Origin of the sequence: Streptomyces flavovariabilis, assembly GCF_000725785.1 — a bacterium.
Lineage (GTDB): Bacteria > Actinomycetota > Actinomycetes > Streptomycetales > Streptomycetaceae > Streptomyces > Streptomyces hawaiiensis.
Genome location: NZ_JNXD01000001.1, coordinates 107928 through 130728 on the forward strand (window position 1 = coordinate 107928; position 22801 = coordinate 130728).

Annotated in this window: 17 protein-coding genes; 9 read left to right on the top strand and 8 right to left on the bottom strand. The window is 71.9% G+C overall.

The genetic code is table 11. The features are described 5' to 3' along the window. Positions 1-11: 11 nt before the first annotated feature. The 3 genes from IO24_RS0100485 to IO24_RS0100495 are packed head-to-tail and all read left to right on the top strand — an operon-like array spanning position 12 to position 4197. On the top strand, positions 12-1478 hold the full coding sequence (locus tag IO24_RS0100485; RefSeq protein WP_031130529.1) for a sodium:solute symporter family protein: 1467 nt from the start codon (positions 12-14) through the stop codon (positions 1476-1478). Positions 1479-1534: 56 nt separating this feature from the next. Beyond that, positions 1535-2515 (top strand): agmatinase, encoded by a 981-nt coding sequence (gene speB / locus IO24_RS0100490; RefSeq protein ID WP_030838119.1) that lies wholly within the window; start codon positions 1535-1537, stop codon positions 2513-2515. After that, the gene (locus tag IO24_RS0100495) at positions 2512-4197 is read left to right on the top strand and encodes a thiamine pyrophosphate-binding protein (RefSeq protein ID WP_031130532.1); all 1686 of its coding nucleotides are present in this window, start codon (positions 2512-2514) and stop codon (positions 4195-4197) included. The genes speB and IO24_RS0100495 overlap by 4 nt, the downstream gene beginning before the upstream one ends. Before the next feature lie 25 nt (positions 4198-4222). On the opposite strand, the gene IO24_RS0100500 is transcribed toward IO24_RS0100495, so the two are convergent. The 3 genes from IO24_RS0100500 to IO24_RS0100510 all read right to left on the bottom strand — a co-directional run bounded on the left by IO24_RS0100500 (position 4223) and on the right by IO24_RS0100510 (position 7975). After that, positions 4223-4825: a hypothetical protein gene (locus IO24_RS0100500; protein WP_031130534.1), complete on the bottom strand. Its 603-nt coding sequence runs from the start codon at positions 4823-4825 to the stop codon at positions 4223-4225. 178 nt (positions 4826-5003) lie between these two features. Further along, positions 5004-5642, bottom strand: a complete 639-nt coding sequence (locus IO24_RS40290; protein WP_234335141.1) for a DUF7691 family protein — start codon at positions 5640-5642, stop codon at positions 5004-5006. A gap of 95 nt (positions 5643-5737) precedes the next feature. Then, positions 5738-7975, bottom strand: coding sequence for an ArnT family glycosyltransferase (locus IO24_RS0100510; RefSeq protein ID WP_031130538.1), 2238 nt, complete (start codon positions 7973-7975; stop codon positions 5738-5740). A gap of 144 nt (positions 7976-8119) precedes the next feature. Between IO24_RS0100510 and IO24_RS0100515 the strand changes: the two genes are divergently transcribed. From IO24_RS0100515 to IO24_RS0100540, 6 genes are all read left to right on the top strand, one after another. Continuing rightward, the gene (locus IO24_RS0100515; RefSeq protein ID WP_031130539.1) at positions 8120-8971 is read left to right on the top strand and encodes a serine hydrolase; all 852 of its coding nucleotides are present in this window, start codon (positions 8120-8122) and stop codon (positions 8969-8971) included. A 131-nt stretch (positions 8972-9102) separates the two neighbouring features. Further along, positions 9103-10074: an esterase-like activity of phytase family protein gene (locus tag IO24_RS0100520; protein WP_031130540.1), complete on the top strand. Its 972-nt coding sequence runs from the start codon at positions 9103-9105 to the stop codon at positions 10072-10074. A gap of 135 nt (positions 10075-10209) precedes the next feature. After that, positions 10210-13947, top strand: a complete 3738-nt coding sequence (locus IO24_RS0100525) for an ABC transporter ATP-binding protein (protein ID WP_031130542.1) — start codon at positions 10210-10212, stop codon at positions 13945-13947. A gap of 113 nt (positions 13948-14060) precedes the next feature. Beyond that, complete coding sequence (locus IO24_RS0100530) at positions 14061-14450, top strand: hypothetical protein (protein WP_031130544.1); 390 nt, start codon at positions 14061-14063, stop codon at positions 14448-14450. 115 nt (positions 14451-14565) lie between these two features. After that, positions 14566-16002: a S28 family serine protease gene (locus tag IO24_RS0100535; protein ID WP_031130546.1), complete on the top strand. Its 1437-nt coding sequence runs from the start codon at positions 14566-14568 to the stop codon at positions 16000-16002. A gap of 97 nt (positions 16003-16099) precedes the next feature. Next, on the top strand, positions 16100-16645 hold the full coding sequence (locus IO24_RS0100540; protein ID WP_045295877.1) for a DUF4760 domain-containing protein: 546 nt from the start codon (positions 16100-16102) through the stop codon (positions 16643-16645). A gap of 23 nt (positions 16646-16668) precedes the next feature. Here IO24_RS0100540 and IO24_RS0100545 read toward each other — a convergent pair whose 3' ends face one another. The 5 genes from IO24_RS0100545 to IO24_RS0100565 all read right to left on the bottom strand — a co-directional run bounded on the left by IO24_RS0100545 (position 16669) and on the right by IO24_RS0100565 (position 22785). Further along, the gene (locus IO24_RS0100545) at positions 16669-17334 is read right to left on the bottom strand and encodes a hypothetical protein (protein WP_031130550.1); all 666 of its coding nucleotides are present in this window, start codon (positions 17332-17334) and stop codon (positions 16669-16671) included. Between the two features lie 113 nt (positions 17335-17447). Further along, on the bottom strand, positions 17448-19280 hold the full coding sequence (locus tag IO24_RS0100550; RefSeq protein WP_031130553.1) for a glycoside hydrolase family 3 protein: 1833 nt from the start codon (positions 19278-19280) through the stop codon (positions 17448-17450). 330 nt (positions 19281-19610) lie between these two features. Beyond that, positions 19611-20528: a LysR family transcriptional regulator gene (locus tag IO24_RS0100555; protein ID WP_031130555.1), complete on the bottom strand. Its 918-nt coding sequence runs from the start codon at positions 20526-20528 to the stop codon at positions 19611-19613. A gap of 91 nt (positions 20529-20619) precedes the next feature. After that, positions 20620-21804: a hypothetical protein gene (locus tag IO24_RS0100560; protein ID WP_031130558.1), complete on the bottom strand. Its 1185-nt coding sequence runs from the start codon at positions 21802-21804 to the stop codon at positions 20620-20622. 183 nt (positions 21805-21987) lie between these two features. Then, the gene (locus IO24_RS0100565; protein ID WP_045295907.1) at positions 21988-22785 is read right to left on the bottom strand and encodes a sugar phosphate isomerase/epimerase family protein; all 798 of its coding nucleotides are present in this window, start codon (positions 22783-22785) and stop codon (positions 21988-21990) included. Positions 22786-22801 lie beyond the last annotated feature (16 nt).

Below are 22801 nucleotides of genomic sequence, written 5' to 3' on the forward strand. Positions count from 1 at the left end.
AAGGGGGCCCCATGGCCGTCGACTACACCGTCATCGTCGTGTACCTGGCCGGCATGCTGGCGATGGGCTGGTGGGGCATGCGCCGCGCCCGCTCCAAGAGCGAGTTCCTCGTGGCCGGCCGCCGCCTCGGCCCGGCCATGTACTCCGGCACCATGGCGGCGATCGTCCTCGGCGGCGCCTCCACCATCGGCGGTGTGGGCCTGGGCTACCAGTACGGCCTGTCCGGCGCCTGGATGGTCTTCACCATCGGCCTCGGCCTGCTCGCCCTGTCCGTCTTCTTCTCCGCCCGCATCGCCCGGCTGAAGGTCTACACCGTCTCCGAGATGCTCGACCTGCGTTACGGCGGCGGCCGCGCCGGGATCATCTCCGGTGTCGTCATGTGGGCCTACACGCTGATGCTCGCGGTCACCTCGACCATCGCGTACGCCACGATCTTCGACGTCCTGTTCGACATGAACCGCGCGGTCGCGATCGTCCTCGGCGGCTCCATCGTCGTCGCGTACTCCACCCTCGGCGGCATGTGGTCGATCACCCTGACGGACATGGTGCAGTTCGTCGTGAAGACCATCGGCGTGCTGCTCCTGCTGCTGCCCATCGCCGTCGTGAAGGCCGGCGGGTTCGGCGAGATGAAGGCGCAGCTGCCCACCGGGTACTTCGACCCGCTCGGCATCGGCGGCGAAACGATCTTCACCTATGTGCTGATCTACACCTTCGGCATGCTCATCGGTCAGGACATCTGGCAGCGCGTCTTCACCGCCCGCGGCGACAGGACCGCCAAGTGGGGCGGCACCGTCGCCGGCACCTACTGCCTCGTCTACGCCCTCGCCGGTGCCGTCATCGGCACCGCGGCCAAGGTGCTGTACCCGAAGCTCGGCAGCCCCGACGATGCCTTCGCGACCATCGTGAAGGACGAACTGCCCGTCGGTGTGCGCGGACTGGTGCTGGCCGCCGCCCTCGCCGCCGTGATGTCGACGTCCTCCGGCGCGCTGATCGCCTGCGCCACCGTCGCCAACAACGACATCTGGTCCCGGCTGCGGCGCATCGGCAAGGCGGCGCCCTCGGCAGAGCACGACGAGGTGAAGGGCAACCGCGCCTTCATCCTGCTCATGGGCGTCGCGGTCATCGCCACGGCCATCGCGATCGACGACGTCGTCCAGGCCCTGACCGTCGCCTACAACCTGCTCGTCGGCGGCCTGCTGGTGCCGATCCTCGGCGGGCTGGTCTGGAAGCGCGGCACGGTCCATGGCGCCCTCGCCTCGGTCGTGGTCGGCGGACTCGCGGTCATCACGCTGATGGCGACGTACGGCATCCTCGCCAACGAGCCCGTCTACTACGGCCTGCTCGCCTCCCTCGCCGCCTATCTGGTCGTCTCCCTGGCCACCCCCGCCACCGACACCGCCGTCCTCGCCGCCTGGCGCGAGCGGCTCGCCGGACGGTCTCCCGAACTCGCGTCCGAACCGGTCGCGGCTCCCCAGTAGAGTCGTAGAGCAAGCAGTACATACGCGATGAAGCGTAGGAAAGAAGGCATTTCTTCATGAGCAGCAACGAGACTCCGCGCGGGCCCGTCGACTCCTCCCGCGTCCCGCGGTACGCGGGCCCGGCGACCTTCGCCCGGCTGCCCCGGCTGGACGAGGTCGGCCGGGCCGATGTCGCCGTGGTGGGCGTGCCGTTCGACTCCGGTGTCTCGTACCGGCCGGGCGCCCGCTTCGGCGGCAACGCGATCCGTGAGGCGTCCCGGCTGCTGCGCCCGTACAACCCGGCGCAGGACGCCTCCCCGTTCGCCCTCGCCCAGGTCGCGGACGGCGGCGACATCGCCGTCAACCCGTTCAACATCAACGAGGCCGTCGAGACCGTCGAGGCGGCGGCGGACGACCTGCTCGGCACGGGCGCCCGTCTGATGACCCTCGGCGGCGACCACACCATCGCGCTTCCCCTGCTGCGCTCGGTCGCCAAGAAGCACGGCCCGGTCGCCCTGCTGCACTTCGACGCCCACCTCGACACCTGGGACACCTACTTCGGCGCCGAGTACACGCACGGCACCCCGTTCCGCCGCGCGGTCGAGGAGGGCATCCTCGACACCTCCGCCCTGTCCCACGTCGGCACCCGCGGCCCGCTCTACGGCAAGCAGGACCTCACCGACGACGAGAAGATGGGCTTCGGCATCGTCACCTCCGCCGACGTCTACCGGCGGGGCGCCGACGAGGTCGCCGACCAGCTCCGCCAGCGCATCGGCGACCGGCCGCTGTACATCTCCATCGACATCGACTGCCTCGACCCGGCCCACGCCCCCGGCACCGGCACCCCCGAGGCCGGCGGCATGACCTCGCGCGAACTGCTGGAGATCCTGCGCGGCCTGGCGTCCTGCAACCTGGTCTCCGCGGACGTCGTCGAGGTGGCCCCCGCGTACGATCACGCCGAGATCACGTCGGTGGCCGCGTCCCACACGGCGTACGAACTGACCACGATCATGTCGCGCCAGATCGCCGCGGCCCGGAAGGACTCGGAAGCGAAGTGACTCACGACCACGACCTGGTGCTCCGCCCCACGCCCGCCCAGACGGAGGCCGCCCTGAACCCTCCTCCCGGCCGCACCGGCGGAGACCTGGTCGTGGAGACACTGGCCGGGCTGGGCGCCACGACCGTCTTCGGGCTGCCCGGCCAGCACGCCCTCGGCATGTTCGACGCGCTGCGCCGCTCGGACCTCAGGTACATCGGCCTGCGGGTGGAGAACAACGCCGGTTTCGCGGCGGACGCGTACGGCCGGATCACCGGTGAGGCCGCGCCGCTGCTGCTGTCGACGGGGCCGGGGGCGCTGACCTCGCTCGCCGCGCTCCAGGAGGCGGCGGCGGCCTCCGCGCCCGTGCTGGCGATCAGCAGCCAGGTCCCGACGGCGGGCCTCGGTGGCGGCCGGCACGGCTACCTTCACGAACTTCCGGACCAGGCGGCCTCGTTCCGGGGGGTGGTCAAGTCCGTCCACACCGTCCGCACCCAGTCGCAGATCCCCTCCGCGCTCGAGGCGGCCTGGAAGTCGGCGCTGACGGCCCCGCACGGCCCGGTGTGGGTGGAGATCCCCCAGGACGTGCTGCTCGCGCCGACGGTGATCCCGGTGGTGACGGGCGGCGACGCCTTCCCCGAGGAACTGCCGCCCCGCCCCGAACTGACGGCCGTGGCCGCCGACCTGCTGTCCAGGGCCGCCCGTCCGGCGATCATCGCGGGCGGGGGAGTGGTCCGCGCGGACGCCTCCGGCAAGCTGAAGCAGCTTGCGGAGCGGCTCCGGGCGCCGGTCGTCACCACCCCGGGCGGCAAGGGCGCGTTCCCCTGGACGCACCCGCTGTCGCTCCAGTCGTGGATCGAGGACCGGCACACCACCGACTTCCTGGAGGACGCCGACGTCCTCCTGGTCGTCGGCTCGGGCCTCGGTGAACTCTCCTCGAACTACCACACGTTCAAGCCTCGGGGCCGGGTCGTCCAGATCGAGGCCGACCTCGGCAAGCTGGAGTCCAACCATCCGGCGCTGGGCATCCACGCGGACGCCCGGCTGGCGCTGATGGCCCTGCTGGAGACGGTGTCGCCACGCGAGGACGCGGCGGCGGCGGACCGGGTCCGGGAGGTGCTCGCCAAAGTCGCCGGCCGCATCGCCGCCCAGGAACTCACCCTGGAGCAGGACGTGCTGGCGTCCGTCCGCAGGGCGCTGCCGGCCGACTCCCCGTCCTTCTGGGACATGACGATCCTCGCGTACTGGGCCTGGTCGGCCTTCGACGCCAAGGGCCCCAACCACATGCACTCCGCGCAGGGCGCGGGCGGCCTCGGCTACGCCTTCCCGGCGGCACTCGGCGCGGCGGCGGCCGACCCGACCCGGCCGGTCCTCGCCGTCTCCGGCGACGGCGGGGCGCTGTACTCCATCGCCGAGCTGGCGACGGCCCGCCAGTACGACCTGAACGTCACCTGGCTGATCGTCGACGACGGCGGCTACGGCATCCTGCGCGAGTACATGACCGACGCGTTCGGCGAGGCGACCGCGACGGAACTGACCCGGCCCGACTACGTGGCCCTGGCGGAGTCCTTCGGAGTCCCCGGGGTGCGGACGACCCCGGAGAACCTGGAGCAGGACCTGGCGAAGGCGCTCCAGGCGCCCGGGCCCTCGGTGGTCCTGCTCCCGGCCGTGCTGCGGATGTTCGCGCCGACGCATCTGGACTGAGCGCCGGCCGGCCCCGCGAGGTGGTCTACAGGCCGTCGCGGACCATCGCGGCGACGATGTGGACGTGGCGGTCGGCCGCCGTGCCCGACCACTCGTTGTCGTAGTTCAGGCCGTAGGGCCAGAAGTGGCCGCCGCCGGTGGAGATCTTGGCGCCGGAGCCGTCGTACTGCCGGACGAGCGCGGTGGCCTGCCCGCCGGTCCAGGTGCCGCTGCCGCCCAGGCGGGACCAGCCCGAGCTCGTCCCCACGCCGATGGTGTGGGCGATCTCGTGCAGGGCCGTCCGCTCGTTCATGTAGCTGCGGTTGCTGCCGAAGCGGATGGTGCCGTTGATGTTGCCGTCGGCGGTGGGGACGCCCGGCTCGTAGCGGACCGTGATGGTCTTGCCCAGGTCGCTGAGGTTGTTGTAGCGGGCCACCGCCGCGTTCATGGCCTTGGTGATCTGGTCGTAGGCCGATCGCTGGTCCGCGGTGGGGTTGCTCGCGCGGACGAGGGACCAGGTGATGGTGGCCGCCGCGGCGCGTTCCCGGGCGGGGGCGGGCGGAGCCTGGGGAGTCGCGGCCTGGGCGACGCCGGGGCCGGCCAGCAGTGCGGCGGTCAGAGCGGCTATGAGTGCCTTGCGTGGGCTCATGTGCGGATCCTCCAGTGGGGGGTGGTCGTCACGAAACTTGCGAGACTTCGCACGACGTTCGGGATCTCGGACAGTGCTGCCGCCGTTCACGCAAAGCCTTTGAACGACACGGCAGTTGGCGCGCTGTCGACCGCAAGTATTCCGGCGGGAAAGCCGGCGTCAAGAGTTCGAGCGGGTGTCAGTGGAGCCAGAAGAGCAGCGTGTCAGGGTTCGTCCCGAGCTTCCGGGCGCTCTCCCACTCCTCCGCCTCGAACCGCATGGCGTGGGCGAACCGGCGGGCCGGGCCGCGGAACTCGGGGTCGAGGCGGTCGAGTACACGGGTGTAGGCGTCGGCGAGGGCGGCGGCCCGCTGGGCGGGCAGCGTGCCGATCGCGGGCACCGCGTCGCCGGGGTGGGGCAGCCGCAACGGCGGACCGCTGAACAGGAACGTGCCCGGGAGCAGGTCGGTCGGTACGCCGTGCCGGGCCAGTTCGTCGTCCATGGCGTAGAACCACGCCGGGCGGCGCCAGGCGCCGAGGTCGGTGGGGTCGGAGAAGTGCGCCGCGACGGCCTGGTAGAAGGCGTAGCTGTAGGCGGGGCAGAGGTCGGTGCTCGGGGTGCCGTCGATCAGCTCGTCCAGGGCCTGGCTGATGGAGACGTCGAGGTCGATGCCCTGCTCCTGGAAACGGGCGTCGGTCCGCTCGCACTCCGTGCGCACACGGGCGAGCGTGCGCTCCTGCTGTTCGGTCCGCTCCACCGCCGTCAGCAGCCGCACCACCGTTCTCATGTCGCCGGTGCTCATCTCCAGGCAGTAGCCCACCGTTGCGTTTCCCTTCACCCGTTCACCGGACACCGGTGTCCATGATCCGGGACGGGGGAACGGCCCCGGACCGAGGGGTCGGGGGCCGTCCGTTCGTGCGTGGTTGTGCGGGATCAGCTGACGTCGGACGGGTCGAGACGGTAGACGGCCGACTGGCTCGACTGCGCCGAGGAGCCGGAGCCGGAGCCGGTGTCCGAGTTCGTGCTCCCGCCGTAGTCGCTGCCCTTCACCGCCGTGCCGTGCTTCCGCACCCACGCCGTGACCTCGGAGCTGACGCTGGAGCCGCCGCCCTTCCCCACGCTCGAATCCGCTCGCGCGGGGGCGCCCCCATCGCCGCCGAGCTGGATGTAGTGCAGTTCGCCGTTCTTCACCAGCTCCTTGAGCCTGGCGAGCGTCATCGCCCGGTCGCTGCCGGACCAGCCCCACATCGAGATGACGGGCTCACCGCTGCTCAGGATGAGCTGGGCGGCGCCCTGCGAACTCGACACCGCCAGCAGCCACTCGGCGCCGTCCTGGTGCTTCTTCAGGTACGCGATCAGCTCGTTGCTCGCGCCACCGCCCATGCCGCCGCCGGGGCCCCCGCCCGTACCGCCGGGCTGAGCGCCCGCACCGCCGGACCGGCCGGTGCCGGAGTCGCCGTCGGAGGACGTGCCGCCGCCGTTCGGGGGCGTGCCCCCAGGGGCGCCCGCGCCTTCGGGAGCCTGCCCGCCCTGCCCGCCGGAAGACATCCCGCCCCCGGGGAAGCCGCCCCCGGCCCGGGCGTCGCCGCCCTGCCGGCCGCCCTCGCCGGGACTGTCCGAGCCCCCTCCCGGGAAGCCCCGGCCGCCCCCGGGCCCGCCGAAGCCGCTGCCCGTGGACGGCCCCGCCGTCGGGTTCGTACCGCCCATGCCGCCGCTCGCTCCCGATGACGGAACCGACCAGGCGTACGCCGCCGGGCCCGCCACCGCCGCGACGACGGCAGCCGCCACCGACACCGCCAGCAGCCGCAGCCGCAGCCCCGAGGTGCCGGAGCGGAAGACGAACAGGCCCACCACGGCCAGCGCCATGACGACCAGAACGGCAGGCCACAGCCAGGAGTTCCAGCCGGAGGCCCGCCGCAGCAGCACCGCGGCCCAGACGGCCGTGACGCCCAGTGCGAGCGGCAGCACCCACACCCACCGCCGTTCCGCTCGGAACGCCCGCAGCAGCAGCACCCCGCCGCCTCCGCACAGCGCCGCGATGCCCGGGGCGAGCGCGGTCGTGTAGTACGGGTGCATGGTGCCCTCCGCCAGGGCGAAGGTCAGGTAGTGCAGCACGGTCCAGCCGCCCCACAGCACGAGCGCGGCCCGGGTGAGGTCCGTACGCGCGGCACGGCCGCACAGCACCAGGCCGCCGACGAGCGCGATGCCCGCGAACGGGATCAGCCAGGAGATCTGGCCGCCGAGGATGTCGTTGAACATCCGCCCGAGGCCCGCGGTACCGGAGAAGCCTCCGCCTCCGCCCCCGCCGCCCCCGCCGTTGCCCTCGCCGCCGAGGATCCGGCCGAGGCCGTTGTAGCCCATGATCAGGTTCCAGGCGGTGCCGTCCGTCGAACCGCCGATGTACGGCCGTTCCGAGGCCGGGACCAGCGACACGGCCGCGGCCCACCAGAAGCTGGAGACGGCCAGCACCACTCCGGCGAGGAGCAGATGGACGATGCGCTTCACCACCGCCGGCTTCGCCGCGTACAGATGGACCACGAACACGGCGGGCAGCGCGATGTACCCCTGGAGCATCTTGGTGTTGAAGGCGAGCCCGAAGCAGGCCGCCGAGCCGAGCAGCGGCAGCAGCCGGCCGTCGCGCGTGGCGCGCAGGGCGAGTGCCGCGCCGGCCACCATCAGGAACACCAGCAGAGTGTCGGGGTTGTTGTCCCGGTTGATGGCGACCGTGATCGGGGTGAGGGCGAGGACGAGGGCCGCCACGGCCGCAGCCGCGTGCCCGAACACCCGCTTCACGCAGGAGTGCAGGATCCAGATGGTGGCCAGGGCGGCCACGATCATCGGCGCCATCATCTGCCAGGTGCCGTACCCGAGGACCCGGCAGGACAGGCCCATGACCATCAGCGCGAGCGGCGGCTTGTCGACGGTGAGGAAGTTGCCGGCGTCCAGCGAGCCGAAGAACCAGGCCTTCCAGCTCTCGGTGCCGCTCAGCACGGCGGCGCTGTAGAAGCTGTTGAGGCCGGATCCGGACAGGTTCCAGGAGTACAGCACCGCGGCCAGGGCGAGGATCGCGAGCAGTGCGGGCGGGGACCAACGCGGCGCGGTGGCGGCGTCCCGGGGCGGGGCCGGCGGGGGCTCGGCTGTGCTGAGCTGGGTTTCGGTGGCAGATGTCACCCCGGCATGGTGGGCAGCGGAGGTGGGAGGCCGCTGTGCCGAAGCTGGCCGCCGCCTGTGAACCCGGGCAGCCTCCGGTAACGACTCGTACAAGCCTTCGTCATCCCTACAACCTTTCGCCCGTGCCCGGAAGTCAAGGGGTGCATGACTTCTGGGATATCCCGTCGCGCCAGAGTGCTGGCGGCGGCCGTGGGTACGGGCGTCCTCGTGCCGCTCGTCGCTGCCGCCACGCCCGCCGCCGCTGCCGCTCCGGCCGTGACCTGCACGTCCGCCAAGGCCGGGCTCGCCGCCAAGCTGAAGAAGGACATCACCGCCGCGCTCGCCACCCGCAAGGGCACGGTCGCCGTCGGCCTCCACGACCGCAGCACCAACACGACCTGCACCCTGCGCGCGAGCTCCGCCTACGACTCGGCCAGCGTCGTCAAGGTCACCGTCCTCGCCACACTGCTCTGGGACGCGAAGAAGACGAACCGGTACCTCACCGACCGCGAGAACACCCTCGCCAAGGCGATGATCACCAAGTCGGACAACGCGGCGACCTCCACCCTGTGGAAGCAGCTCGGGATGACGAAGATCAAGAACTTCCTCAAGGCCGCCGGCATGACGCAGACCATGCCGGGCGCGAACGGCTACTGGGGCCTGACGCAGATCACCGTCACCGACGAGCAGAAGCTGCTGAAGCTCCTCACCGCCAAGAACGCGGTCCTCAGTGACAACTCCCGCGCCTACATCGTCAAGCTGATGGGCCAGGTCGTCTCGTCCCAGCGCTGGGGCACCCCGTACGGAGTGCCCTCAGGCGTCACCGTGGCCGTCAAGAACGGCTGGCTGCAGCGCTCCACGAACGGGTGGCGGGTGCACAGCGTCGGCGCGTTCAAGGGCGGCGGCCACGACTACGTGATGACCGTGCTGACCCACGGCAACAGCACGATGAACTACGGCATCGCCACCATCCAGGCCGTGGCCAAGGTCATCCACAAGGATCTCGCCGCGAGTTGACGGGTCTGCCGGGTGCGAGGGAGTGCCCGCAGGGCAGGGCGAGTGGCTGCCGGTGTGGCCCACTCACCGGAACGGCCGACCTTCACCTGGCCGCCCACCCGGCGTCACCGGCCCGCCCTACGGTGACGCCCATGCCCTTGAGAACCCACCTCGCCCTGTTCACGGCGGGCCTGGCGGCGGCCACGTGCCTGACCGCCGCCGGCCCCGCCCAGGCGCACACGTCCCACGCGTGCTCCCCGTCCGTCTCCCTCGACCGCTTCTCCGACGCGCTCGACAAGACGACGTACGAGGACACCTTCGTCGGCAATCTCTCCGCGCTGGCCGTCGGCCGGGACGGCTCCCTGGCCGCCCTCTCGGACCGCTCGTCGCTGTTCCGCCTGGACGCGAGGACCCTGAAGCCCCGGTCCGTGGTGCCCCTCGCCGACGAGACCGGAGCCGCACTCGACTCCGAGGGCCTGGTGGCCGACGGCGACGGCACGTACCTCGTCACCTCCGAGACCGAGCCGTCGGTACGCCGCTACTCCCGCACCGGCAAGATCCTCGACCGCCTCCCGGTCCCGGACGACCTGCGTGTGAGCCCAGCGGGCCGAGGGCAGCCCAACGGCACCTTCGAGGGGCTGACCCTGCTGCCCGGCGGCCGCACCCTGGTCGCGTCCATGGAGTACGCCCTCGCCGGCGACCCCGCCGACACCGTCCGCTTCCAGACCTGGAACCGTCACGAGGGCCGCTTCCGGCTCGCCGACCGGTACACGTACCGCACGGACCCCGGCCTCGGCGTCCCCGAGATCCGGGCCACCCCCGACGGCCGCCTCCTGGTCCTGGAACGCGGCTTCACGGCAGGCGTGGGCAACACGGTCCGCCTCTACCTGGCCGACCCGCGCCGCGGGATGAAGAAGACCTTGCTCACCGACCTCGCGACCTGCCCGCCCCTGGGAGCGACGGCCAAGCAGCCCCAGCCGAACCCTCTCCTGGACAACATCGAGGGCATGACGATCACAGGCCGGACGAGGAACGCCCTGGAGATCCTGCTGGTCAGCGACGACAACCAGAACCCGGCTCAGACGACCCGTTTCTACTACCTGCGAGTACGCGCGACTCCCTAGGGACGCGGGGAACCGCGCGGTCAACCCCCACGATGCGGCACCCGAAGAACAACCGGTCCACCCGCGGCGGGATGAAAAACGCCCCCGCACACGTTGGTGCCTTCCGGCAGACCAGGACGATCGGAAGGCACCGGTGTGACACCGAAACGGGGATGGGCACGACGACTGTGGGCCTACGCGTGGCGCCACCCGAAGGACGTCGTACTCGCCCTCGGCTCCTCCCTGGCCGGGATGACCGTCATGGCGCTCGTCCCGCTGATCACCAAGGTGATCATCGACGACGTCATCAGCGAGCACACCAGGGACATGACGACCTGGGCCGGCCTCCTCGTCGCCGCCGCGCTGGTCGTCTACGTCCTCACCTACATCCGCCGCTACTACGGCGGCCGCCTCGCCCTCGACGTCCAGCACGACCTGCGGACGGAGATGTACGACACGATCACCCGGCTCGACGGCCGCCGCCAGGACGAGCTGTCCACCGGCCAGGTCGTCGGCCGGGCCACCAGTGACCTGCAGCTGATCCAGGGCCTGCTCTTCATGCTCCCGATGACCATCGGGAACTTCATGCTCTTCCTGATCTCCCTGGTGATCATGGCGTGGCTGTCCGTGCCGCTGACCCTGGTCGCCCTGGCGGTGGCCCCCGCCGTCTGGTGGATCGCCCGGCGCAGCCGCACCCGGCTCCACCCCTCCACCTGGTACGCCCAGGCCCAGGCCGCCGCCGTCGCGGGCGTGGTCGACGGCGCCGTCAGCGGCGTACGCGTGGTGAAGGGCTTCGGGCAGGAGGAGCAGGAGACCGGCAAGCTCCGGGACGTCGGCCGCCGGCTGTTCGCGGGCCGGCTGCGCACCATCCGCCTGAACTCGGTCTACACCCCCGCCCTGCAGGCCGTCCCCGCTCTCGGCCAGGTCGCGATGCTGGCCCTCGGCGGCTGGCTGGCGGTGGGCGGGCACATCACGCTCGGCACGTTCGTCGCCTTCTCCACCTACCTCGCCCAGCTGGTCGGTCCCGTCCGCATGCTCGCGATGGTGCTCACCGTCGGCCAGCAGGCCCGCGCCGGCACCGAGCGCGTCCTGGAGCTGATCGACACCGAGCCGTCGATGGAGGACGGCCACAAGGACCTGCCCGCCGACGCCCCCGCGACGGTCGAGTTCGACGATGTCTCCTTCGGCTACGGCGGCGCCCCCGGCAAAGCCGACAGCGTCCTCGACGGGCTCTCCTTCGAGATCCGCTCCGGTGAGACGCTCGCCGTCGTCGGCTCCTCCGGTTCCGGCAAGTCCACGGTCTCCCTCCTCCTGCCGCGCTTCTACGACGTCACACGCGGGGCCGTCCTGATCGGCGGGCACGACGTGCGGGAGCTGACGCTCCAGTCGCTGCGGGCGGCGATCGGGCTGGTCCCGGAGGACTCGTTCCTGTTCTCCGACACGGTCCGCAACAACATCGCCTACGGCCGCCCGGACGCCACCCAGGAGGAGATCGAGAAGGCCGCACGCGCCGCCCAGGCGGACCGGTTCATCGCGGAACTCCCCGAGGGCTACGACACCACCGTCGGCGAGCACGGCCTCACCCTCTCCGGTGGCCAGCGCCAGCGCGTCGCCCTCGCCCGCGCGATCCTCAGCGACCCGCGCCTGCTGGTCCTGGACGACGCGACCTCCGCGGTGGACGCCCGCGTCGAGCACGAGATCCACGAGGCCCTCAAGGGGGTCATGCGGGGCCGTACGACCCTGCTGATCGCGCACCGCCGCTCCACCCTGAACCTCGCCGACCGCATCGCCGTCCTGGACGGCGGCCGCCTCGCCGACATCGGCACCCACGAGGAGCTCCAGGAGCGGTCCGCCCTCTACCGGCGCCTGCTCACCGACCCGGACGAGCTGGGCGCGGTCTCCCCGGGCCACACCCGGCCGGCCTGCCCCCAGGAGGACACCTCCGTCCGGGACGAGCTGGACGCCGAGTTCGACGCCGAGCGGGGGGTCACCCCGCGGCTGTGGACGGGGGACCGCGAGCGCAAGGACCTGGCCCTGGCCGAAAGCCCCGCCACCCCCGAGCTCCTCGCCCAGGTCGAGGCCCTGCCCCCGGCCACCGACGTCCCGGACGTCGACGAGTCGCGGGCCGTGCAGCCGGAGGAGTCCTACGGCCTGCGCCGGCTGCTGCGCGGTTTCGGACTGCCGCTGCTGGTCAGCCTGGCCCTGGTCGCCACCGACGCGGGCATGGGCCTGCTGCTGCCCGTGCTGATCCGGCACGGCATCGACTCGGGCGTCACACAGGCCGCCCTCGGTGCCGTGTGGGTGGCGGCCCTGCTCGGGCTGCTGACGGTGGCCGTGCAGTGGGCGGCCCAGATCGGCGAGACCCGGATGACCGGGCGTACCGGCGAGCGGGTCCTGTACTCGCTCCGGCTGAAGATCTTCTCCCAGCTCCAGCGCCTCGGGCTCGACTACTACGAGCGTGAGCTGACCGGCCGGATCATGACCCGGATGACGACCGACGTCGACGCGCTGTCGACGTTCCTCCAGACGGGCCTGGTCACGGCCTTCGTCTCGGTCGTCACCTTCTTCGGCATCATGGTCGCGCTGCTGGTGATCGACGTGGAGCTGGCGCTGGTCGTCTTCGCGACGCTGCCGCCGCTGATCGTCGCCACGTACTTCTTCCGCCGCGCGTCCGTGAAGGCGTACGAACTGGCCCGCGAACGCGTGTCGGTCGTCAACGCCGACCTCCAGGAGTCGGTGTCCGGGCTGCGGATCGTGCAGGCCTTCCGGCGCGAGCGGGACGGCGGGCGGCGGTTCGCCGGGCACAGCGAGAGCTACCGCCAGGCGCGCATCCGGGGCCAGTGGCTGATCTCGGTGTACTTCCCGTTCGTGCAGTTCCTGTCGTCGGTGGCCGCGGCGGCGGTGCTGATCGTGGGCGGCGCCCGGGTCGACGACGGGACGCTGGCGATCGGCTCGCTGGTGGCCTACCTGCTCTACATCGACCTGTTCTTCGCGCCCGTGCAGCAGCTCTCCCAGGTCTTCGACGGCTACCAGCAGGCCACCGTCTCGCTCGGCCGCATCCAGGAGCTGCTCCGGGAGCCGACGTCGACGAAGTCCGCCGACGAACCCCTCGAGGTGCTGTCCCTGCGCGGCGACATCGCCTTCGAGGACGTGCACTTCGCATACGGTGCCGCCGGTGAGGGGGAGGCGGCCCTCAGCGGGGTGGACCTGCGCATCCCCGCCGGGCAGACCGTCGCCTTCGTCGGCGAGACCGGCGCGGGCAAGTCGACCCTCGTCAAGCTCGTGGCCCGCTTCTACGACCCCACCGGCGGCCGGGTCACCGTCGACGGCGCCGACCTGCGGGACCTCGACCTCACCTCGTACCGGCACCGCCTGGGAGTCGTCCCGCAGGAGGCGTACCTCTTCCAGGGCACCGTCCGCGACGCCATCGCCTACGGCCGCCCGGACGCCACCGACGCCGAGGTCGAGGCGGCGGCCCGCGCGGTCGGCGCGCACGACATGATCGCCACCTTGGAGGGCGGCTACCTCCACGAGGTCGCCGAGCGGGGCCGCAACCTGTCCGCCGGGCAGCGCCAGCTGATCGCGCTGGCCCGCGCCGAACTGGTCGACCCGGACGTCCTGCTGCTCGACGAGGCCACGGCCGCCCTGGACCTGGCCACGGAGGCCCAGGTCAACCAGGCCACCGACCGGCTGGCAGGCCGCCGCACCACCCTCGTCGTGGCCCACCGCCTCACCACCGCCGCCCGCGCCGACCGGGTCGTCCTCATGGACCACGGCCGCGTCGCCGAGGACGGCACCCACGAGGAGCTGCTCGCACGCGGCGGCCGGTACGCGGAGCTGTGGCGGACGTTCATCGGTGCCGAGCCGGAGGAGCCGGTCGGCGCGTCCCGCTGACGACACCTTCTTTGCCGCGTATCCGTGACGCCCGCGCAACCGTCCGACATACGTCATGCGTCCGTACTGGCGTACGCCGATGGTCGCGGACGACGCGGTACGGGAGGACGACAGTGCACAGTGGAGCGATACGGCGGCGGCTCGCGCTCGGGCTGGCCGTGCTGACCGCCTCCGGGCTGCTCGCCGTCGCCGCGCCGGGGGAGGCGCAGGCGGCCTCGGCACTCTGCCCCGGCCGCAAGGTCCGCACCCTGCCGTTCTCCACCGGGACCGTGCTCGTCTACAAGCGCGGCGGCTACGTCTGCGCCGTGACCCTCACCAAGAAGCCCGGCGTGAAGCGCACGATGTCGGTGAGCGTGCAGGCGCGCGGCAACCGGCCGGTCGTCGACGCGGGCAAGTACGCCTATCGCGCGGGGCCGGTGACCGTGCACGCCGGGCGCCGCTGCGTCTGGCTCAAAGGACAGGTCGGCAGGGGGAAGTTCAGCTCCGGCTGGATCCTCTGCTGACGGCCCGCGCCCCGCGACACCCCCCCCGCGCACAGGGTTTTCCCTATGTCCCCTGGTGCTCCGGTGAGTTGGTCCGCTAGCTTCCGGCGCACATCTGTCTCACAGGGGAGTGCGCATGCGCAAGGCGCTCAGATGGCTGCTGGCGCTCACGGTGCTCATAGGCACACTGGGCACGGCGGGAGCGGCCACCGCCGCCGACGCCGCCGACGCCGCCGGCACCACCGACATCAAGGACAGGCTGCTCTCCATACCGGGCATGAGCCTCGTCGAGGAGAAGCCGTACACCGGTTACCGCTTCTTCGTCCTGAACTACACGCAGCCGATCGACCACCGGAAGCCCTCGAAGGGCACCTTCCAGCAGCGCATCACCGTGCTGCACAAGGACGTCTCGCGCCCGACGGTGTTCTTCACCAGCGGCTACAACGTCTCCACGACGCCCCGCCGCAGCGAGCCGACCCAGATCGTGGACGGCAACCAGGTCTCCCTGGAGTACCGCTTCTTCACCCCGTCCCGGCCCGCCCCGGCCGACTGGTCCAAGCTGGACATCCGGCAGGCGGCCGACGACCAGCACCGCGTCTTCAAGGCCCTGAAGGGCATCTACAGCAAGAAGTGGATCTCCACGGGCGGTTCGAAGGGCGGCATGACCGCCACCTACTACGAGCGCTTCCACCCGCGGGACATGGACGGCGTCGTCGCCTACGTGGCCCCCAACGACGTGGTGAACAAGGAGGACTCCGCCTACGACCGCTTCTTCGCCCGCGTCGGCACCGAGGAGTGCCGCGACCGGCTGAACGGCGTGCAGCGCGAGGCGCTGGTGCGCCGCGAGCCGCTGGAGAAGAAGTACGCGGCCTTCGCCCAGGCCAACGGCCTCACCTTCACGACCATCGGCAGCCTGGACAAGGCCTTCGAGGCGACCGTCCTCGACTACGTGTGGGGCTTCTGGCAGTACAGCCTGCTGTCCGACTGCGACCAGATCCCGGCCGACGCCAAGAAGGCCACCGACGAGGAGATCTGGGACTCCGTCGACACGATCTCCGGCTTCTCCGCCTACGCCGACCAGGGCCTGACGACCTACACGCCGTACTACTACCAGGCCGGCACGCAGCTCGGCGCGCCGACCATCCGCTTCCCGCACGTCGAGAAGCAGTACATCCGCTACGGCTACCAGCCGCCGCGCAACTTCGTCCCCCGGGACATCCCCATGAGGTTCCAGCCGTCGGCGATGCGGGACATCGACACCTGGGTCCGGCACAACGCCCGCCACATGCTGTTCGTCAACGGACAGAACGACCCGTGGAGCGCGGAGCCCTTCCGCGTCGGCAAGGGCGCGAAGGACTCCTACGTCATGACCGCCCCCGGCATGAACCACGGCGCCAACGTCGCGGGCCTCGTGCCCGAGCAGAAGGCCCTCGCCACCGCCCGCATCCTCGACTGGGCCGGTGTCGCCTCCAGCACCGTGCAGGCGGACCCGCAAGCGGCCAGGCCGCTGGCGAAGTTCGACGCCAAGCTCGACAAGCGGGATGTCCAGCGTGAGATGACGCTGCGTCCGTAACCGCCCGCTGCCCGGATACGACCGCCCCTCGGCCTCCGGGCCGAGGGGCGGTTCGCATGTCCATGCGCACGCGGTGAATGCTCCGTACGGTGACCGGATGGACAGTTCTGTCGTCTTCAACGTCGTGACCACGGCCATCGCCGTCGTCGCAGTGGTGACCTCCATCGTGTTCAGCACACGGCAGGCCCGCATCGCAAAGCACGGCAACCACATATCGGTACTGATCGATCTGCTCCGGGAGTTCCGGTCCGCCGAGTTCCATGAACAGCACGACTACGTGTGCACTCGCCTGGGGGCCGAGCACGACCCCCAGGACGGAGTACGCGGGTTGCCGGCCGAGGCCAAGGCGGCCTTCTGCAGCGTCGTGTACTACTACCAGTCATTCGCCAATCTCGCCGTCTTCGGTCTGCTCGACCAGACGCTGCTGGTCACGGTCCTGCGCACCCGGATCGTCTCGGTCTGGAAGGCCGTCCGGCCGTTCGTGGAGCGGGAGAGGGAGTTGCGGGGCGAGGGCAGCGGCGGAACGTATCTGTCGACCTTCGAGGAGCTGGCCCGACTGGCGGCAGACCTGCCCGCGGAGAACGTCCGCGACCAGATGGCCGAGGCCCGGCGACGACACTCGCGCAACAGGCTGATGCGCTGACGCGGGCGAGGCGGACGCACCGCTCACAGCGGCCGGGCGCACCCCACGGGCCGTTTTCCGCCCAGCCGGACGTACAAGGCGGTCGGGGCGGGACAGTCGGCCCGCTCGGCGACCGCCCGGACCACCTCGTACTGCGGCTTCCGCTCGCCCCTGCCGTCGCAGGCGGTCTCGCGGACCTGCCCGTCGCCGGAGCTGTAGACGCAGTCCCCGACGATCGTGCGGGGCCCGCCCCCGCCGCCCGGATCACCGGGGTGCGGCGGCTGGAGGTTGCGCATACAGGCGAAGCCCCGCGGCACCGCCCCGTCGCCGTCCTCGTCGGACGCGGGCCGCTGCTCGCTGATGTGCAGCACGAAGTCGGTGACCGCCGGGCAGCGCGGCCCGTCCCGCACCGTGCCGTCGTGCCGCGCCACGACCCGGGCCGCCGCCCGCTCACCGGCGCACGGCACCTCGGTGAAGCTCGTCGTACCGAACGAACTGCACTCGCCGACCGCGAGGAACACCGCCCCGTACCCGGACGGGCGCGTCGGCACCGGCGACGCCGTGGTGGTCGTCCCGGTCCTCCCGGTCGCGGGCTCGCCCAGCCGACCGTCCTCCGCCACGCCTCCCGACGGGCTCTGGCAGCCGGTCAGGAGCGTGCCGAGCAGCACCACCAGCCCGCAGACCACCCCCACGGAACTTCTCCCACGCATCGCCGACCCCCCGAGTGTGCTCGCCCAGCGTGACCCGCCGTCGCGGGCGCACGCCAGGCACATGGGGCGGTTTGCGCACGTTGGGGGTGGTGCGCCCGGTCCGTGGCGTACGTCTAGTACGACAGCCCGTAGCCGACGGGATACAGCACCTGCTCCGGATCATCCGACCGTTGCACCGCCACCGGCAGCTTTCCGCGCGGTTTCACCCGTCCGGCGATCACCCGTGCGGCGGCCCGCAGTTCGACGTCGGTCCAGGAGTAGGCGGCCAGGCAGGCCGGCACGGACGGCAGCTGGGCCACGTCGTACGGATTGCGGATGGCCACCGCCACGACCGGCTTCCCGGTCGCCACGAGCTGCTCCACCAGCGCCCTCTGGCCGCTGCTCGCGGTGACGTTGTACGTGGCGGCCACCACCGCGTCCGCGTCGCGCGCCGCGGCGACCGCCTTCGCGACGGCCGCCGCGGAGGGGGCGGTGCCGGTGGACAGGGCGGTGGCGGTGAAGCCCAGGTCGGTCAGCGCGCCCGCGAGCACGCCGGTGGGCGGTCCCGTGGTGCCCGACGGCGAGGCCGGATCCGCCCCGACCACCAGCACCCTGGGGTACCGGCGCCGCGACAGGGGCAGCAGGCGCCGCTCGTTGACGAGGAGTGTGGTCGTCCGCTCGGCGATCCGGTCGGCCGCCGCCAGATGCGCCCGGGTGCCGACGGTCCGGTCGACCCCGCCCTGGCTGACGTACGGGGAACGGAACAGCCCCAGCCTGGACTTCAGCCGCAGCACCCGCAGGATCGATTCGTCGAGCCGGGCCTCGGTGAGCTCGCCCTCGCGCACGGCGGTCAGGACGGCGTTCCAGGCGAGGTCGAGGTCGGGCGGGTTGAGCAGCTGGTCCACGCCGGCCTTCAGCGCGAGCACCGGCACCCGGTCGTCGCCGTACTTGCTCCGTACGCCCTCCATGCCGAGAGAGTCGGTGACCACGACCCCGTCGTAGCCGAGGCGTTCGCGCAGGATGCCGGTGAGGATGGGGCGGGAGAGGGTGGCCGGATCGCCGGAGTCGTCGAGGGCCGGGACCATCAGGTGCGCGGTCATGATCGAGTCGATGCCCGCGGCGATCGCCGCCCGGAACGGCGGCGCGTCCAGCCGCTCCCACAGCTCCCGGCTGTGCGTGATGGTCGGGAAGCCGGTGTGGCTGTCCACGTTGGTGTCCCCGTGCCCGGGGAAGTGCTTGGCGGTCGCCGCCACCCCGGACCCCTGGTACCCGGCGACCTCGGCGGCCACCAGCGCGGCCACCGCCCGCGGGTCGGCACCGAAGGACCGCACGCCGATGACCGGGTTGGCCGGGTTGACGTTCACGTCGGCGACGGGGGAGTAGTCCTGCCGGATCCCCATCGCCCGCAGCTCGGCGCCCGAGATCCGGCCGAGCGCACGGGCGTCGGACCGCGACCCGCCCGCCCCCACGGCCATGGCCCCCGGGAACAGCGTGGCCGGTCTGCCCACCCGGGCGACGATCCCGTGCTCCTGGTCGGTGGAGATGAGCACGGGCAGCCCGCGCGGCAGCTCCAGGGACGCCTTCTGGATGCCGTTCGACAACTCGGCGATCTGGTGCGGCTCGCGGGTGTTGTGCGCCCAGGCGAAGTAGATGATGCCGCCGACCCGGTACTTCGCGACCAGCTCCGCGGCCGTACGGACCCCGATCTCCTTGAGGTTGGCGTCGATGTCGGCCTGGTCGGGGGCGGTGGCGGAGTGCCCGTAGACCCGCATGACGAAGAGCTGCCCGACCTTCTCCTGGAGCGTCATGCGGGAGACGATGCCGCGCAGCCGGCTGTCGTCCGGGGCGGCGGCCTGTGCGGGCCCGGCGGCCGCGAGGGCGGCGGTGACGCCGGCCGTGGCGGCGAGGACGGTGCGTCTGGAGGGTTGTGCCGTGTTTCCCGTGCTTGCCGTGCCGGTGTCGTGCACGTGCGCTCCTTCCGGAGGTGATCCACTCGGATCCACTGAAGGAAACTTCCAAGAGGTCACCAATATCCGGGAAGTTTCTGCCAGTCAAGGGAACACGCACCAACCGCGAAGGGGCCGCCACCGGCGCGGTTGGAGGGGGCGCGCCGATGGCGGCGGTGCCGCCGGCCGCGGTACGGCGGAGAGGGAGGTCAGCGATCGCAGCCAGTGGCGAGGGCCGACACCGCACCGAGGTGACTCTCCAGCGGCCTGCGATTGGACGGAGGCGGTCCGCCCCGGGTTCCCGACTCGGCCCGGATTCCCGGAAGTCGGTACGCCGGGGGAGCCAGAGGCTCAACGGGGCGGATGAGCCGCCACTTCCGGCCACTGCTCACCGAGCACCCGTACGGTTTCCGCGATGGCCGGACGCCGGGCCGCCCCCGTCCGCCACAGCGCGTACAGCCGCCGCACCGGCATCGGATCGAGCGGCACCTCCACCACCCCGGCGGGCAGCGTCCCGCGTCCCAGTCGCGGGATGAGCGCGACACCGAGCCCGGCCGCGACCAGGGCGACGAGGGTCGGGTTCTCGTCGGCCTGGTGGACGATGTCCGGCTCGTGCCCGGCCGTGCGCAGAGTCCGCAGCAGCCAGTCGTGGCAGACCCGCCCCGGCGGCTGGCAGATCCACCGCTCGCCGCCCAGCTCCTCCCGCCGTACGGCGGTCCGCCCGGCGAAGGGATGCCCCTCGGGGACGAGCAGGTCGCACAGGTCGTCCCCGATGACCGCCTGCTCCAGGCCCGGCGGGGCGGGCAGCGGCGCGATGTCCCAGTCGTGCGCGACGGCGAGGTCGACGGCGCCCTTCGCCACCAGGTCGACCGACAGATGCGGGTCCACCTCGGAGAGCCGGGCGTCCAGGCCGGGATGCCTGCGGCCCAGCTCGGCCAGCACGCCCGGCATCAGCCCGCGTGCCGCCGACGCGAACGCGGCGATGGTCAGCCGCCCCGCAGGCCGGCCCCGCCGCTCCTCCAGCTCGGTCTCCGCGCGCTCCACGATGGCCAGCAACTCCTGGGCGGCGGACACCAGTTGCCGGGCCTCATCGGTGAGCCGCACGCGCCGCCCCTCCCGCTCCAGCAGCACGGTCCGGGTCTCCCGCTCCAGCTTGGCGATCTGCTGCGACACCGCGGAGGGCGTGTACCCGAGCGCGAGGGCGGCGGCGCCGACGGTGCCGTGCACGGAGACGGCGTGCAGGGCGCGCAGCCGCTGGAGGTCGAGCACGGGGTGCCCCTTTCCGCTCAGCGATGCTTCATCCAACCACGCAGCGATCATCGCTGGTGCTTCACGGTCGCGGGGGACGCCTCGGCTGCCGCTAGGACGCCTCGACCAGCATCCCCGGCGGGCTGACATGGAACGTGCGGGCCCTTACGCCGAAACCCGGGTCGCCGTCGAGGTGGCTGTCGTCGTCCCAGGTGATGATCGCGCTCTCCGGGCCGTCGCCGAAGGCCGTCGCGGTGCAGGTGTGGGACCGCTTCCCGGGGTCCGCCGTGCTGACCTGGACCTTGTCGCCGAGGGAGCCCTGGCTCTCCGAGCAGACCCTGGCCATCACCGTGGGCACGGTGTCGTGTGTGTCCGCGCTCTCCTCGACCCACGCCATCAGGAAGCGCCCGCCCGGCAGCCGGGACAGGGCCGGGGAGCTCCGGGTGAAGCCCCGGGGGTTGCCGGCCGTGATGTCGAAGGTCTCCGTGCCGTCGGGCTGGAAGATGCTCGCCGCGACCGTGGTCTGCGGTTTGCCCAGATCGCTGGGCTGGATGCCCTCCATGTGCGCGACGACGAACCGTCCGCTGTCGAGCAGGGTGATCGCGTTGACCCCGGTGAAGCCGCCGACGTTGGGCTGGATCTCTCCGCCCAGCGGGTTGCCCTCGAAGTCGAAGAACCGCAGCGTGAGCCGGCCGCCGCCGATCGCCGAGGGATCCGTCGACCAGGCGACGACCACGTTGCCGTTGGTGAGGATCGAGGCGGCGGGCTTCTCGTGGAAGCCCTCGGTGGTGCTGACCGTGAACTCCGGAGTCGCCGCAGTGCCGTCCGAACGGAACCGCCGCGCGCGGATGCGCTGGTCGGGCCGCCGGCTCGCCCAGGTGACCAGCACACCGCCGTCGATCATGAACGCGAGACACGGCCGGACCTTCGGATCCGCGTCCGCCGTGACGAGCGTCTGTGGACCGGCCTGCTGACCATCGGTGAACCGCTGGAGCTTCACGGACGGGCTGGGGCCGGGCGGGCCGAACGGGGTCTCCAGCCATACGGCGAACTGGCCGCTGATCCCGGCGGACAGCACGGACGGCCACAGCGGCCGCACCCCCGCCCCGTCCGCCGGCTGCGTACTGACCGCGAACTCGTCCCCGAGCTTGTCGCCGTCGTCCCCCAGGAACTGGCCCTTGATGACGAAGTCGCTCTCGTCCGACCACAGCTCCAGGAACTGCGTGCCGAACAGCGCGTCGACGGCAGGCTGGAGCTGGTCGCCGGACTTGGTGGTGTTCACGAGGAAGTCGGCCATGGCTGCTCTCCGAATCAGGAAGTGAGGGGAGGAGAGAGAGCACTGCGACCGGCGGAGTCCTTGGGAAAAGCGTGTCACGCCCGGGGGGCCGCTGCATCCGGAGCGGCCTGGACGGCCCCCGGCACACCGCCGCCCCGCCCTCGGGGACGCGGGGCAGGGCGGTGGGCGTGGCTTCGGGGTGGGTCAGCGGGTGTGTTCGGTGAACCTCGCAGCCGTCTCGGCCAGGACCTCCTGGCCGTCCCGGGCCCAGAGGACGTCGTTGAACAGCTCCACCTCGATGGCGCCCGTGTATCCGGCCGCCTCCACGTGTCCCTGCCACTCCCGCATGTCGATCGACCCGTCGCCGATCTGACCGCGGCCGGTGAGAACACCCTCCGGGAGGGGAGTCGTCCAGTCGGCCAGCTGGAAGGTGTGGATACGGCCGCCCGCGCCCGCCCGGGCGATCTGCGCGGGGGCCGTGTCGTCCCACCAGATGTGGTACGTGTCGACCGTGACACCCACCTGGTGCGCCGGGAAGCGCTCGGCGAGGTCCAGCGCCTGGGCCAGGGTCGACACCACGCAGCGGTCCGCGGCGTACATGGGGTGGAGCGGCTCGATGGCGAGACGGACGCCGTGCCGCTCCGCGTACGGGCCCAGTTCCGACAGGGCGTCCGCGATGCGCTCGCGGGCGCCGTGCAGGTCCTTCGAGCCCGCGGGCAGACCGCCCGAGACCAGGACCAGGGTGTCCGTGCCCAGCACCGCCGCCTCGTCGATCGCGCGGCGGTTGTCGGCCAGGGCCTGCGCCCGCTCCTCCGGTTCGATCGCCGTGAAGAAGCCGCCCCGGCACAGTGTCGTCACCGTCAGGCCCGCGTCCCGCACCAGCTTGGCCGTCGCCTCCAGACCGTACGTCTGCACCGGCTCGCGCCACAGCCCCACGTTGCGGATGCCCAGCCGGGCGCATCCGTCGGCCAGTTCCGGCATCGACAGCTGCTTCACCGTCATCTGGTTGATGGAGAAG